The organism is Paenibacillus sp. J2TS4 (genome assembly GCF_018403245.1).
Classification (GTDB): Bacteria; Bacillota; Bacilli; order Paenibacillales; family NBRC-103111; genus Paenibacillus_L.
Window position 1 is genome coordinate 626,014 of sequence record NZ_BOSH01000003.1, and the last position, 15,480, is coordinate 641,493.

The following is a 15,480-nucleotide window of genomic DNA, read 5'->3' on the forward strand; positions in this document are numbered from 1 at the left end:
AGCTAAAGTTTGCTTTGCAGTTTTTTATTTGGGTGCGTGTAAAAAAATAGGATAATATTGTTGATTTCGGGGATAGGAGTGAAGGGTGAAAGCGGTTATAATTTGACTTAGAAGTGAAATCCAAAAAATGGGAGGGTAGTGACAAATCAAAATCGCTGCAAAATATTGCCGGGACGACAGCCGGGACATACAGTGGAGCAACAGAAACATATCATAGACAGATAGCAGCTTGCCAAACAATTAGACTAATGGAATGCAAGAGAGGAGACATGATCATGAAAGTATCGGTTGGAGGCTATTCGTTCTGCAACACTTTTCGCGCCGGCATGATGGATGTATTCGGCTATTTGGAAACGGTCCGGTATCGCTATGGTCTGGATGCTGTCGATTTGTGGAACGGTTTTTTTACAGACAGCCAAGGAGAGCTTTGCCGGGTGCCCGACGAGGAGTATATCCGCAAGATCAGGCAGGCGCTGGATGAAAGGGAAATGACTCTGGTTAACTTTGCGATCGATAAAGCGCATATTTGGGACCCCGATCCGGTAGAGAGGGAAGCGCTGCATAAGAGTGCGCTGGATCATCTGAAGATGTCCGCGGCACTCGGGGCCCGGACGGTCCGTATCGATACGGGCATCTACGATACGACGGAATTGAGCGACGAGCAGTTCGAATACATCGTCAACCGCTTCCGCGAATATTGCGAGTTCGCGCAGGATCATGGCTTCCTGATTGGTCCCGAGAATCATATGGGCCCCTCGCTGGTGCCCGCAACTATGGCAAGGATCGCCGAGGCGGTCGATCATCCGAGCTACGGGATCTTGCTTCATATCGGCAGATGGAGAGAGGATGCGGAGCATGGGGATGCGATGGTGGCGCGCTGGACGGTACATACGCATTTCTCCGGCAGTACGTTGACTGGTCCGGAAGCGGTAGAGAAGATCCGGATGCTCCAGGCGGCCGGGTATGACGGTTACTGGGCGGTAGAGCATAACGCACCGAGCAACCAATACGGAGAAGTGGAGTGGCTGCTGGCTTCGATGAAGCGGGTGCTGGCCGCAAGCGAGGCGGAGTGAAGAACGTTACCGAAACGGAGGAATGGAGCATGAAGACGATTCGAATAGGAGTAATCGGTGTCGGGCTCATCGGCAAAAATCATATGGAAAACTATTCGAAGCTGGCCGGAGCGGAGGTCGTTGCCGTATGTGACATTAATGAAGCCGAAGCGAAAGCGGTGGCGGCCAAGTACAATGTGCCGCATGTATACACTGACTACAGGAAAATGCTGGAGCGGGACGATCTGGATGCAGTGGATGTGTGCCTTCATAACAATTACCATGCTTCCGTATCGATCGCCGCTATGGAGGCCGGGAAGCATGTCTATTGCGAGAAGCCGATTGCGGGCTCCTATGTAGATGGGAAACAGATGGTTGAACGTGCGCAGGAACTGGGGACCATGCTGCATATCCAGTTGGGCACGCTGTACCGCAAGGAGACCAAAGCGGCCAAGGCGCTGATTGACGGGGGAGAACTCGGAAGCCTCTACCATGCCCGGGCAACCGGATTCCGCAGGAGAAACCGGCCGTTCGTGGACGGCTTCGGAACCGCCTATTTCACCCGCAAGGAGACGGCAGGGGGCGGAGCGATCTTCGATATGGGCGTCTATCATATCGCCCAGATGCTGTATCTGCTCGATTTGCCGAAGGTTGAGCGAATATCCGGCAAGACCTATCAGGAGATGGATATGGACGCTCAACGTAAAGCGGCCAGCGGCTTCGATGTCGAGGAGCTGGGGCTGGGCTTCGTCCGCTTTGCCGGGGGCATGACGCTCGATATTATCGAAGCTTGGTCGGTTCATCTGGGCGGTTTCGAGGGCGGCTCTGTGGTCGGGTCCAAGGGAGGAATCCGGCTGCCTGCCTACGGTCCCGGGGATCAGCGGTTTTCATATTACACGACCCGCTGTGATATCGATCTCGACAGCACGGTCGATTTGAACATGATGGATCTTCGCTGGCACCGGCTGCGCGACAACGAAGATGCTTATGATTCTTCCCAGCACCATTGGATCGCCGCGCTGCAGGGAAGAGTTCCGCTGCTGCCCACCGCAGATATTGCGCTGCAGACGATGCTGATCAGTGAAGGGATTTACTTGTCGGATTCGCTCGGTCGGGAAGTAACGGCCGATGAGGTTGCCGAACGTTCCGTTTCCCTGTCTATTCCCGTATGAGATTCGGGAAGCGGGCAATCCTCTCCTGCGGATGGCGGCGGAAAGGAATGAATAGCATATGACGGACTCAGTTCAGCCGGCCAGCGGTCGTTCGTTGGTCCAGTTGAAAATCTATAACTTTTTCGTTTATGGTTCCATTGCGGTTTTGTTTGCCTTTTTTCCTTTCTATTTCATGAAGGCGGGATTGAGCCGGATGGAAATCGGCATGCTGATGGCCGGCGGTCCGTTCGTTTCGATCATCGCCAACCCGATGTGGGGCTACTTGAGCGATCGGTTCCAGAATCTGCGGCGAGTCATCATTATTCTGCTGCTGGGCAATCTGATTGCCGTGCAAGCGGTATTCCATACGACATCATTTGGAGTTATTTATCTGGTCATGATCGTCTTCTTTTTCTTCCAGACTCCGCTGTTCTCGCAGAGCAACAGTCTGATCCTTAATACGATCGAAGGAACACGCTATAAATTCGGTACCTTCCGATTATGGGGATCTCTGGGCTGGGCACTCATGGCGGTTGCGGTCGGACCGGTGATCGAAAGGACGGGAATCGATCAGCTGTGGATTATTTACAGCGCGATGCTGTTAATCACGTTGGCGTTTACGATCGGACTGCCGCGGGGGCAGGTCCGTGATGTTCCGGCCAAGTTCGACGGCCGCGGGTACGGGAAAGTGTTCATCAATCCCCACTTTACGATTTTCGTTCTGCTGGGGGTGCTCGTTTCCGTTCCGAATTCGATGAACTCGACTTTCGTCTCCATCTATATTTCGGATTTGGGCGGCTCCGAAACGCTCATTGGCTGGTCGGCCTTTTTCTCCGCCATTTTCGAAATCCCGGTTTTTCTGCTGTTTGACCGTTTTCTTAAGAAAAAGACGAATACGATGGTCGCCTGTCTGGCTGCGGTCAGCCTGCTGTTTGCTTTACGATGGCTCCTCATGGCGGTCGCGGTAGGACCTTGGCAAATTATATTCATCCAGGTGCTTCACTGCATTACATTCGGCGGCTACTATTACGTCGGAACGAGCTTGACGGCACATCTTATTCCGAGTGAATATCGTGCAACCGGGCAAGCGGCATTTGCTCTGACTTGGGGAGGCATCTCCGGCATTATGGCCGGATTTATCGGAGGGTGGATCTTCCAGGTTCTCGGGCCCGCCCCGATGTATACGATCAGTGCAGTCGTCTCCTTGGTCGGAGCTGCCGGGTTCGTCTGGCTGTGGCGTCTGATCCGCAAGACGGAATCGCGAACGAGTAGTTCTCAGAGCGCGGCCGTATAACGAGGGCGGTTTTGGGTTGACGGTGAAAAAGCGAATGAGAATAGTTCATCACGATACTATTATTGTTCAATAGGATTGGATAATGAAGGAAGGCAAATCCATTATGGATTTGTCTAGGGTAAATGGGACATAAAATGTCTTACAAGGACTTATTGTGTCCCTAAATACAGCCGGCTGGGCCGCTTAAATTGCCCGTTTCAGCACTGCTGTTGTTTAGAAAGAAGGATGATTTCATTCGTTTGTTGAAAGTCCTCGGATAATAGAGTGAAAAGCGGCATTTCCCGCCATATTGCCGTAACACTGTGGGCCTCAAACTGACTGGCCAGGTATATAAATGGAGCTCGAGTCCGGTTCGATGAAAGGATTCCAGATCTAAGGAGGATAGGCTTATGAAAAAGAGGATGATCCCGGCTTGCCTCGCGTTCTTCGTGCTGCTGCTGACTGCGCTGACCGGCTGCGGAGGGGGAAGCGGTACCGGTACGGAGGGAGGGAAGGGCGGACAAGATCAGGTCGAGATTACCTGGTTAGTCGTATCTAATCCCTATAAGCAAGCCTGGTATGAAAATACGGTCAAGACGTTCGAGGAGAAGCACCCGCATATTAAAGTGAAATTGATGACCTTGACCCAGACGGATGTGCCGCAGAAGCTGCCGACGATGGTTGCCAGTAATACGATGCCGGACGTCTGGTCTGCCAACTGGGGCGGAGGATTTGCGACCTGGAAAGGGATGGATCTGCTGATGGACCTGACTCCATATATAGACAAAGATCCGCAGGCGGTCGAAGGGATTGACCCCCGGCTGTTGGATGTGTACAAGATCGAAGGCAAAATATACGGGGTTCCGATGCTGCATTACGGGTTTTTCCTGTTCTACAACAAGGACTTGTTCGATAAAGAAGGCATTCCGTACCCAACGACCGACTGGGATGATCAAAGCTGGAACTGGGACCGGTTCGTCGAGGTGGCCAAACAGCTGACGAAGGACACGGGCAAATCGAGCGACAAGCAATTCGGCTTCTATTACGATCTGCATAACCATACGCGGGTGTGGCAGTGGGGAGGAGATTTCTTCAAGGATGAGGATTATGTCAAAGGCGAAGTGAGTGAGCCGGCGGTTCTCGGCAACCCAAGGAATGCGGAGGCGCTGCAATTTAATGCAGACATGATCTTCGAGCATAAAATTTCTCCTTCTCAAGGCGAATTGGATGCCGTCTCGCAGCTTGGCGATCCGTTCATGACCGGCAAGGTGGCCATGGTGCTTAAAGGCGGCTGGGGCTTCCAAAACTTCACGCAAGGCGTGAAATTCCGCTGGGGTGTGGCCGCTGTTCCTTATGCGGAAGGCCGTCAGGTTCCCAATTATGTGGACCCGTGGAATATTTACAAGAAGAGCAAGTATCCGGACGAAGCGTGGGAGTTCGTGAAATTTCTGATCGATTCCAATGGAGCTGCCAAAGAATTTACCGAGAACTCGGGTGCGACTCCGGTCCATTCGGTACTCCTCGACCGGTGGTATGAACAAATGTCCGAAGCGACGGAGATGTCGCCGGAGCAGTTAAGACAAGTCAATGAGGGCTCGCTAAAATACGGGCGGGAGGATGCCGGTCATCTCATCAAGGAATTTTCCCCGGTCAGCAATATGATCAAGCAGACGATGGATGGCGTCTACAACGGCAACAAAACGGTTCAGCAGGCATTGGAGGAAATCGACAAAAACTTGCGCAATCTGAAATCTGGCAAATAGCGGGTGAGCGAACATGAATGAGATGGAAATCTCCGCTCGTACACCGGAGCGGCAATCTCCGGGGCCGAAGCGGAATATGGAAAGAATCCGGGAGCAGAGAGCGTTCTGGCTGTTTATATCCCCGTGGCTCATCGGATTTCTATGCTTTACGGGGGGGCCATTCGTCGCCTCCCTGCTGCTCAGCTTTACCGACTATAATGTCGTTCTCGCACCTAACTTTATCGGCTTGGGCAATTACGTCAAGCTGTTCCAGGATAGTCTGTTCTACAAATCACTCCGCGTCACCGCCTATTACGCTTTGCTGAACGTTCCTTTTTCCATCCTGTGCTCCTTGCTGCTGGCGGTCCTGCTGAACCGCAAGGTGAAGGGAACAGCGCTGTTTCGCACGATTTATTACGCCCCGTCCATCGTTTCCGGCGTTTCCGTCGCCTTTCTCTGGTCCTGGCTGTTGAATCCCGATTTCGGGATCGTCAATAACGTGCTGCACGATGTGTTCGGCATTCAGGGTCTGGGGTGGTTCAACGATTCCAAAACGGTCGTTCCGTCCATGGTGCTGATGCATTTGACCTCGCTAGGGTCGACGATCGTCATCTTCCTGGCCAGCCTGCAATCGCTTCCTTCCGAGCTGTACGAGGCTGCCGATATGGACGGCGCGGGAAGTGTGCGCAAATTTTTCAGTATTACCGTTCCGTTGATCTCGCCTGTCATTTTGTTTAATTCCATTATCGGAATCATCAACTCGTTCCAGGTATTCACTCAGGCATTCGTCATTACCAAGGGGGGGCCGGACTGGAATTCCTATTTTTACGTGTTGTATCTGTACGATACGGCCTTCGGGCAGTACCGGATGGGATACGCCTCGGCACAGGCCTGGATTTTGTTTATTATCATTTTCGTGCTGACGATGCTGTCGCTCTGGTTCTCCAGAAGGTTCGTCCATTATGAATACGGTGATAACCGATAGGGGGGAAAGTTATGCTGCGCCTTAAAAAAATATACGGGCACGGAGAGCTGAACCCGCTCCAAAAAATCGTCACTTACGTGCTGCTGCTGGTCGGTACCATACTCTTCGTCTTCCCGGTCTACTGGATGATCATCACTTCCTTGAAGCATCTTCCGGATGTGTACACGATGCCGCCTTCCCTGCTTTTTTTCGATATCCGCTGGGAAAATTACAAGGAGATTTTTACGATCGCACCGATGGGCAAATATTTATGGAACACGGTATGGTACAGCGCCGTATCGATTTCGATCCATGTTGCCGCTTCATCGCTGGTCGCCTTCGGCTTTGCGAGGCTGCGGGCCAAGGGCAGCGGCATTCTGTTCGCCATCGTGCTGAGCACGATGATGCTGCCGCCCCAGGTGACGATGATTCCGCAATATCTCGTCTTCAACAAGCTGGGGCTGATCGACACTTATTACCCGCTGATTATCCCGGCTATTGGCGGGGGAGCCTTCCTGATCTTCCTGATGCGGCAGTTTTTTCTCGGATTGTCCAAAGATTTGGACGAAGCAGTGAAGATCGACGGAGGCAGCTACTGGACAGTCTATTTCCGGATTATTCTGCCCTTGTCCATACCGGCGCTGGCTACGGCTGCCATTCTCGACTTCATGTACCGCTGGAATGACCTGATCGGGCCGCTCATTTATATCAACTCGCCGGAAAAGTTCCCGCTGTCTCTCGGCTTGGCCGGATTTACCGCCGCCTTCGGGGGGACTCCCTGGAATCTGCTGATGGCAGCGTCGGTCGTCGCTGTCGCACCTCCGCTCGTTCTGTTCTTCTTCACCCAGAAATACTTCATCCGCGGCATCGTCATCAGCGGAACCAAAGGATAGCCGGCCCGGCGGACGATCGTTCAGGTTCAGGTCGGCCCAATCGGCACACGGTGTAAATATACCGACTCGCTTCATCTTACGGTCTCCATCTCGACAGGATAGGGGATCGTCGTTTTTTAGACTGGCCCCAAGGTCATTCGGCCTCCTCCCCGGTTTCGGTTTAAACGGTAGATGGCCAGTCCATTTCTCGAGGCTTTCCTTTGGTAAGAAGTGTAGGTTTTTCGGATGATATTTTAATTTGCAAGGATACTCAAATGGATATCTCCGACTTATAATAAAAATAAAAGGGATAGACAAACATAAACAGCCGATGATTCGATGATTCCCACCAAAAATGACAGCGCTTTCTAATATTGCGGGGGGAGGGAGTTATGACCAGAAGCCGGAAGGAACGATTGTTTTGGGCGGCCATCGGTTTATTGCTTCTTATGAGCTCGAGCTCATGCGCGTCGGCATGGCCACAGAATAGGGCGACCCATCGGGCCGCCGGAACGTCTGAGCCGATTGTACTCACCTTCATGCATAATTGGTCCGGGCCGAGCAAGGTCAGCACCGTATATATGGAAAGGCTCCGTCAGTTCGAGCGCGAAAATCCGGACATCCGCATTGTACAGGACGCCATTGCCTCTGCGCAATACAAGATTAAGCTCGGTACTCACAGCGCGGGGAGGAAGCTCCCCGATCTAAGTGTAGTCTGGCCGGGCTCCCGCCTGACGCCGTTGGTCGACAGCGGGCTGCTGATGCCGATTGATGAGATCATTGGGGAATGGGAGGGCCTGCTGCCTTCCGATGCTCTGAAAGGCTTTACGGTTCATGGGCAGACGTACGCCTTGCCTGCCATCCAAAATTTCGACGATATTATTTACTATAACAAAACCTACTTGTTACAGGCCGGATACAGCGATTTCCCGGACAGCTACAGCGAGTTCAAGGAAATGCTCGTCCAATTGAAGAAGCTGGGCGTTACACCCATCGGGCTCGGCAATAAAGACAAATGGCCGCTTTCTTCGTCCTACGCATCGGTCATTACAGACCGGATCAACGGCCCTGATTTCTTGCAGGGGGTGGCCAGTGGGGAGAGGGTTTTCACGGAGCCCGGTTTTGTTGGAGCTCTGGCCATTATTAGTGAATTGGCCGAGATGGAGGTCTGGAATGACGATATGAATTCCATCGATGCAATCCAGGTGCTGGAGCAATTCCTGCAAGGTCAAGTGGCGATGGTTATGTCTAACAGCTCCTACAATTCCAAGCTAAGAATCGATAACCCGGACGGAGCCCAGGTAGGCATCGCCCTATTTCCGCAGATTGATGAAGGCAAGGGAGACCCGGCCCGCAGCGCAGGCAATATTCAGATGGGCATAGCCGTCAACAGCCGGCTCGATTCCGTGAAGAAGGAGGCCGCTTTCCGGTTCCTTAAATTTTTCTATGACGAATCGTTCTACCGCTCCTTATTGAAGGAAAATATTCTCGTGCCAGCCCGGCTGATGGCACCCGATGACGCAGCTCCTTCTTTGCGGGAAATGATCGAGCTGACCGGCAACGGGACGGCTCCGATTCTGGACAGCGTCGTTCCGCTAACAGTAAAAGATGCGATAGAGACCGGGTTAATTGCGATTGTTAAGGGCCAAGAGAGTCCCGAAGAGGCGGCCCGGGAAATGCAGAGGGTCATGGATAAATGGTTGGATGAAAACAAGCCGCAGATGGAGCGGAAAGAAGGAGAAGCCGCATGCGGAAGAGGAAGCGGAGGAGTTGGTTAGCGCATCTGAGCCTGAAATGGAAGTCTTATATCCTGTTCGCCGTATTTGTCACGCTGCCCACTTTGTGGCTCGGGCAGGTAGTCCTTCAGCAAGTCAGTGAAATCCTCCGGGAGCAATTCATGGCTTCCACGGAGCGGAACCTCGATGTTATTGTCATGAATTTAACGGATAAAATGAAAGCGGTCGAGGATATTTCGGACTACATGACGTACAGCCGCGATTTTCGCACGTTCATGATGAGCCCTCCGGATCAGATTCCTGCCGAAGAGAATGATCGCATACAGGATAGGATTATGGGGTTCGCCACTTTTCAACTGATGTCCAAGGGATACATCAAATCGATTTCGATTGAGGGAATTGGCGGAGGACAGGTCGATTTCGGCGAGCCGGTCTTAAGGGATGAGCCGGGTTGGAGGGAGAAAGCCCGCAGCAAGCGAGGGGAGGCGGTCTGGAGCGACTCCTACCTCATCGATAGCGGCTGGAACGAGAGCAAACGAGTGGTTTCGATGTTTCGCGTAATCAATTCGTATGACAACCCCGAGCGTCCGATCGGTCTGGTCACCGTAAGGCTGGACGACCGGGTCGTGTCGGAGCTGCTGGAAACCGGTATGGGCAAACAATACGGCCATATATTTATGGTACGCGGCGACGGAACGGTGGTCTTTCATGTTGATGAGAGGTTAATCGGCTCTCTATATCCGTTGCGGGATCATTCAGAGAAGGGCGGCGATGTGCAACAGGAGCAAAAAGACGGAAAGAGGACTAGTTCTGTGGACGAGGAGGCAGGCTTCTTCAGCGACGGGTCCCCAAGGGGAGCTTATCTGCAAATCGTCCGCGAGGTCGGAACAACGGGCTGGGAGCTGATCGCCTTGATTGACAGGGCACGGATCGAGAGTCATGCTCAAGGCATCCGAGATTCGATTCTGTTGATCCTTGGCGTTCTGCTCCTGTTGGGGCTGGCCGCCTTGTGCGGCTTTCATTGGACGATTATCCGCCCGATACTCGAGTTGAGGAAACAGACGATGCGGCTGGAGGGCGGAGACTTTCAGGCGCGGGTCGCCATCCGTTCCCGAGACGAGATCGGCAACCTTGGCAAGCAGTTCAACAGGATGGTTCGAACGATCCGCAGACTGATCGATACGAAGTATGTGCTGGAGATTCATCAGCGTGAATCGGAATTGAAATTGCTGCAAAGCCAGATCGATCCTCACTTCTTGTATAACACGCTGGATATGATTCGCTGGACCGCCCGACTGGAACAGGCGGGTCAAACAAGCCAATTGATCGAAGCGCTGTCCCGTTTTTTTCGCAATAGCTTAAAGAAGGATCGGATGTGGACGACACTGCAGGATGAGCTCGAGTTTGTCCGGTCGTACCTCGAGCTCCATAAGAGAAGACTAGGTGACGGGCTGACTTTCTCTGTTCTGGCGGATGAGCGGGTAAGCCATTGCGTCATGCTGACCCAGATTATCCAGCCGCTCGTGGAGAACAGCTTGAAGCACGGGCTGGCCCGCAGGAAGAGGGGGACAATTGCCGTCCGCTGCTACGAATCGGAAGGCATGCTGCAGATTGATGTGCTCGACAACGGTATCGGCTTCTCTATGGAGCAAGCCAGCTTCCTTAGGGATGCCTTCGCAGCCCCCTCTCGTCAGCCTGTGCAGGGACTGGCACTGCACAATATTATGGAACGGTTGAGAATCGTATTCGGTGAGAGAGTGGGATTCGAAGCAGGAGAGCCGCCGGGTGGGGGAGCACGCGTTAGTCTTCGGCTTCCACTTCTGTACAATTCCGAGCAGGCTGTCCGTCTGCTGCATCGCAAAGATCATCCGGGAAGGGCGGGAATCGGACGATGAGTTTCAAAATGTTGATTGTGGACGACGAGCCGGTCATTTGCAGCGGGTTAAGACAGACGATTCCGTGGGAAACGCTGGGGATCGACGTCGTAGGTGAGGCGTATGACGGTGAGGAGGCGCTTCGCATTGCTGCCGAGCAGCCTCTCGATCTGGTGCTGACGGACATCTCTATGGAGGGAATGGACGGATTGCAATTGGCCGGAGCGTTGAAAAGACACTCTCCTCACCTTAGAGTGATCCTGATCAGCGGCTATGAACAATTCGAATATGCCCGGCAAGCTGTCCGTTTGGGAATCGAGGACTACCTGCTCAAGCCGGTCGATATTGACGAATTGATCCGGCTAGTGACGAAAATTTCCGATCAATTGGCTGCCGAAGAAATGCAAAAGCTGCAGGCGGAGAGGGAGGAATGGCTGAACTGGCTCAGCGGTCAAATGCAGGGAAGCGAGCAAGCCAGTCCTCAAGGCTCTTTGCCCTGGGGCATAGAAAAGCCGGCAGAATGCCGGGTAGTAGTCAGCCAACTGGATCATTACTCTTATTGGCGGAACCGGCTGTCTGAACTGGAGAGCAGACAGATGCGGAAGAGTTGGAGGACAGCAGTGGAAGCTATTCTGCAAGCTGGAGGCTGGCGTCCGCTCTCTTTCTTTCACCATCCTAACCTGCTCGTTACGCTGAGTGCAGGCTTCCCCATGAGCGCAGGCTCCTTCGCAAGCAAAGGCTCTTCCCTTACCGCGGGCTCCCCCTTGATCGAATTGCAGCCGCTTGAAGGTCTTCTATGTGAGGCGGCTGAACGCTGGGAAGGGCCCAGCCGGCTTGCATTCGGAGTATCCTCTGCGTTTGCGGAACCGGCTTATTTTCGCCAGCATGGGATGGAGGCTGTGCAGGCTCTTCAACGCCGGGCGATAGAGGCAGACCGCATCGTTTTCGTATATGACTGCGGGATGCGAATGACATCCCGGAAGGTTTCCCCTTCGACCGACGAGACCTGCCAATGGGAGGAGCGGATTGTCCGATCCATATTGATGGAGGAGGAGCAAGCATTGGCCGCAACCGTACGGGACCTGTTGAATCGCTGCAGAGACCGGGGAATGCTGCTGGACGAAGCGGTTCAGGTATGCGACGAGCTTCGCCTGATGGTCTGCCGCAAGCTTAGGGAGAGCGGACTTCGGATCGGGAGGGAGGCGGCCGGTTATCTAATGGCCAAACTTGATCCGCACGTCTATAATTGCTATGCCTCGGTCGAAGCCTTCTTCATCGACCAGCTTCTTGCGCTCGTCTCTGCAGCCGTTCCCCCTTCCTCTGGCAAAGCCTGGCGGATTATGGAACAGGCTAAATCCTATATTATTCAAAATAGCGGAAGTGATTTGCGCGCCACGGATGTGGCCGGATGGCTGCAAATTACCCCTAACTATTTCAGCATGCTGTTTAAGCAGCACACGGGTAAAAATTTCTCCGAGTTTCTGAACGAGCAAAGAATCCGAAGGGCGAAGGAGCTGCTGCTTGAAAGCACGGACCGGGTTTATGAAATAGCCGATCAGGTAGGCTATAAGGAGTATAAATATTTTTCTGCCATCTTCAAGGCCCACACCGGCTTAACACCAACCGATTACCGGGAACTGGCTTCGGCCAGGTAAGCCTTTTTTCTGCTCGGGAAAATGGGGTTTCCAGGATCCGACCGACAGCCCGGTGCTTGGCGACCTGTCTGTTAGGGGCCATGGTCTAAAGCGAGCTCAGGAGAAGGTTTCGAAAGAAGAATAAATTCCGAAGCTTAATATGACAACAGATGTCATATAAGTTTGGTATTCTTAGTAAGGGTTAACGATTGAAAAGTTCGGTGGGATTGCCGCACTTTGAACTACTTCCTTAAGAAGGAGCGAGGATAGGAATGAAGCCTTTACTGGGAAAAGTGGCCGTGGTGGCCGGTGCGACTCGCGGAGCGGGACGCGGGATTGCGGTTGCGCTCGGGGAAGCCGGAGCAACGGTGTACTGCACAGGCCGGAGTGTCCGAGGGAGTTCATCCGATATGAATCGGGCGGAGACGATCGAGGATACCGCAGAAATGGTGACGGCAAGCGGCGGGAGAGGGATTCCCATTCGTGTCGATCATACGGTGGAGGACGAGGTGAAGGCTCTATTTGAACGGATCGAAAGGGAACAAGCAGGTCGTCTGGACCTTCTGGTCAATGACGTATGGGGCGGCGATCCGCTGACCGAATGGAACACTCCGTTCTGGGAACATTCGCTGGACAATGGTTTGCTCATGCAGCGGCGCGCCGTCCATTCCCATATGATCACAAGCTGCTATGGCGCGCCGCTGATGATTAAGAGACAGCAGGGGTTAATCATAGAAATTACGGACGGCGTCGATTACCGTTACCGGGGCAACCTTTACTACAGCTTGGCCAAAATTCGGTCATCCATCTCGCCCAAGCGATGGCGGCGGATCTTAAGCCATACGAAGTTACGGCACTGGCTTTGACCCCAGGCTTCCTGCGTTCGGAGGCCATGCTGGATCATTTCGGCGTGACAGAGGACAACTGGCGGGACGCCGGCCAGACCGACCCCCATTTTCTCATATCCGAAACACCGGCGTATATAGGACGGGCGGTCGTGGCGCTGGCTTCCGATCCGGAAGTGGAGCTTAAATCCGGACAGGCCTTAAGTACCTGGGCACTATCGGATGAATATGGGTTTACCGACCGGAACGGCACCCGGCCGCATTGGGGGAATTATGCCTCAGAGCAAGGTTTCTAGGGGTCTGCCGAAGAAACCATTTTTATTGTATTATTCATAAGGGGCTGTGTATTGCCGGTCCAAGCTTGTCACGGAGTGCCGCACTATAGCTAACATTTCGTTATAAGTAGGCAAAGTACGGGCAATAGTGCAGGTCTTTGCGAGGTTTGTCATTAAAACCAGCCAAAGACATACAAATGTGCAGGTAAATTGGTTCACTTGGCTGATTTTCGGCTTTTTCCAGTGATTGACCTGCAGCTTTGCTCGTCTTCGCCGGGAGTTGTCCGATCTTCTCAAAAAGAAATGCACTTTTGCTTGTCTTTGGTCCAATTCATAAATCACTTTCGGAAGATGGGCTGTTCGCATGACTAAAGCGAGGAAGTACAATATGTCACGGAGCGCCGCATCATCACCAATTACCATGAAGAACAGAGTTAGAAGTCCGAACTTGGCGCGCCTTTAATTTGGATTAGTACGGTCGCTCTAAAAAATTACTTCCTCCGGGCAGAATCCTGGGGGAGAATCGCAGGAAGGGAGGCGAGATCTTGCGGGCAGATCGGTTAATATCTATTGTACTGCTGCTGCAGAACTACGGCCGGATGACGTCGAGTGAGCTCGCTGACAGACTGGAAGTATCGGAACGCACCATTCATCGTGATATGGAGGCCTTAAGCGCTGCGGGAATCCCGGTGTTTGCCGAACGGGGGGCCAGTGGCGGATGGGCTTTGTCGGAAGGATACCGAACTCAATTGACCGGGATGAAAACCGAAGAAATGCAATCTCTGCTGCTGGCTCATTCCTCCCCGCTGCTCAGCGATTTGGGACTGGGCACTGTATTTCATGATGCGTTTCAGAAGCTGTTGGCTTCCTTTCCCGCACGCCTGCGGGAGGATGCCGAGCTCGTTCGCCAGCGCGTTCATGTCGATGGAGCGGGCTGGCATCCATCCGATGAATCATTGCCTGACTTGCCCATTGTGCAAGAAGCGGTCTGGCAAGAAAAAAAGCTGTACATGCAGTATAACCGCGAAAAGGATGTAGTGGCACGGATTGTGGAGCCGCTAGGCCTGGTAGCCAAGAGCAGCATATGGTATCTCGTTGCCGCAGCGGAGGGAGAGCTGCGGACTTATCGGATTTCCCGCATAAGGAACGCCCGGATATTGGAGGAATCCTTTGAACGCCCCGCTTCATTTGATTTGGCCTCCCATTGGGAGCAGTCCACCCAACAATTCAGAGACCGATTGCCTCAATATCCGGCGCGGCTAAGGCTCAGCGCTAAGGCGCTGTCTCGCGCTTCCCGCCAGCGCTATATGAAGCTGCTGCATACCGGTCCCGAGGTTAATGGCTGGATCGAGGCGGATGTTGAATTTCATACGCTGGATTCCGCTTGCGAAATATTGCTCGCTTATGGGCCTCTTGTGAAGGTGTTGGAGCCGGTTGAGCTGCGTGACAGTCTCCTGACTCAAGCACAGGGCATTGTGTTGTTATATAATGAGGAGAATGTGGAGGATAGAAACAAAGGCGATGTCTAAAGCGGATAAAATGCTGCCATTCTCTGGCTGCTCAGATCGCGAAAAAGAATGACGGCCAGGCAGCTGGCGGAGGAGCTGGAAATTCACATTCGAATTAGACTGAATGAGCTTCAGCTCTACACACAAGCTTTGTACTATCTGTTAACTTTTGGCTGGAAAATCCGAATTCTGGAGCCCGGGGAGCTGAAGGCCTGCATGGTAGACATCACATCGGAGCTGCTAAACTACTATCAATCCTGACTGCAGTAATTTGTCTGTCCCGGAATTGCCCCGAAGCGGGATCGTCAGCACCAACGCACTTATTTCGCTCCGGAAGCGTCCGAAGTGCTGAAATAGTGTCACCAATGCACATTTGAGGCTGTTGAAAAATCGGTTCACGGAACTTGTAGATTCATTTGTACGATTATTCGTTACTACTTAGGTCTATAGAAGAATGGGTTGTCCGCGAAGTGCGAGGGAAAGGGAAGGGAGAACAGAAAGTCCTTGCTTCAAAAACGTAGATACGATGCTCCGCAGTCGAGCAAAGATGTCTG

At 52.9% G+C, this 15,480-nt stretch carries 10 protein-coding genes and 2 pseudogenes; all 12 read left to right on the plus strand.

Annotated features, from left to right (window positions below; translation table 11 throughout):
• Nucleotides 1-275 precede the first annotated feature (275 nt).
• Nucleotides 276-1,073: a sugar phosphate isomerase/epimerase family protein gene (locus KJS69_RS10080; RefSeq protein WP_213583587.1), complete on the plus strand. Its 798-nt coding sequence runs from the start codon at nucleotides 276-278 to the stop codon at nucleotides 1,071-1,073.
• Entirely contained in the window at nucleotides 1,022-2,224 is a 1,203-nt protein-coding gene (locus KJS69_RS10085) for a Gfo/Idh/MocA family protein (protein ID WP_306434403.1), read from the plus strand. The genes KJS69_RS10080 and KJS69_RS10085 overlap by 52 nt, the downstream gene beginning before the upstream one ends.
• A 58-nt stretch (nucleotides 2,225-2,282) precedes the next feature.
• Nucleotides 2,283-3,497, plus strand: coding sequence for an MFS transporter (locus KJS69_RS10090; RefSeq protein ID WP_213583588.1), 1,215 nt, complete (start codon nucleotides 2,283-2,285; stop codon nucleotides 3,495-3,497).
• A 389-nt stretch (nucleotides 3,498-3,886) separates the two neighbouring features.
• Nucleotides 3,887-5,239: an ABC transporter substrate-binding protein gene (locus KJS69_RS10095; protein WP_213583589.1), complete on the plus strand. Its 1,353-nt coding sequence runs from the start codon at nucleotides 3,887-3,889 to the stop codon at nucleotides 5,237-5,239.
• Nucleotides 5,240-5,252: 13 nt separating this feature from the next.
• Complete coding sequence (locus KJS69_RS10100; RefSeq protein WP_249730450.1) at nucleotides 5,253-6,203, plus strand: carbohydrate ABC transporter permease; 951 nt, start codon at nucleotides 5,253-5,255, stop codon at nucleotides 6,201-6,203.
• 11 nt (nucleotides 6,204-6,214) lie between these two features.
• Nucleotides 6,215-7,075: a carbohydrate ABC transporter permease gene (locus KJS69_RS10105; RefSeq protein ID WP_213583590.1), complete on the plus strand. Its 861-nt coding sequence runs from the start codon at nucleotides 6,215-6,217 to the stop codon at nucleotides 7,073-7,075.
• A 371-nt stretch (nucleotides 7,076-7,446) separates the two neighbouring features.
• The gene (locus KJS69_RS10110) at nucleotides 7,447-8,832 is read left to right on the plus strand and encodes an extracellular solute-binding protein (RefSeq protein ID WP_213583591.1); all 1,386 of its coding nucleotides are present in this window, start codon (nucleotides 7,447-7,449) and stop codon (nucleotides 8,830-8,832) included.
• A complete protein-coding gene (locus KJS69_RS10115) occupies nucleotides 8,802-10,685 on the plus strand; it encodes a cache domain-containing sensor histidine kinase (protein WP_213583592.1) in 1,884 nt (627 codons plus the stop codon). Before KJS69_RS10110 ends, KJS69_RS10115 begins: the two co-directional genes overlap by 31 nt.
• Complete coding sequence (locus KJS69_RS10120) at nucleotides 10,682-12,319, plus strand: response regulator transcription factor (RefSeq protein WP_213583593.1); 1,638 nt, start codon at nucleotides 10,682-10,684, stop codon at nucleotides 12,317-12,319. The genes KJS69_RS10115 and KJS69_RS10120 overlap by 4 nt, the downstream gene beginning before the upstream one ends.
• A 251-nt stretch (nucleotides 12,320-12,570) precedes the next feature.
• Nucleotides 12,571-13,439, plus strand: a pseudogene (locus tag KJS69_RS10125) (SDR family oxidoreductase).
• Between the two features lie 524 nt (nucleotides 13,440-13,963).
• Nucleotides 13,964-14,947, plus strand: a complete 984-nt coding sequence (locus KJS69_RS10130; RefSeq protein WP_213583594.1) for a helix-turn-helix transcriptional regulator — start codon at nucleotides 13,964-13,966, stop codon at nucleotides 14,945-14,947.
• Nucleotides 14,940-15,040: pseudogene (locus KJS69_RS30230) on the plus strand (DNA-binding transcriptional regulator); the annotation flags it as partial. The gene KJS69_RS10130 and the pseudogene KJS69_RS30230, both read left to right, overlap by 8 nt.
• Between the last annotated feature and the right edge of the window lie 440 nt (nucleotides 15,041-15,480).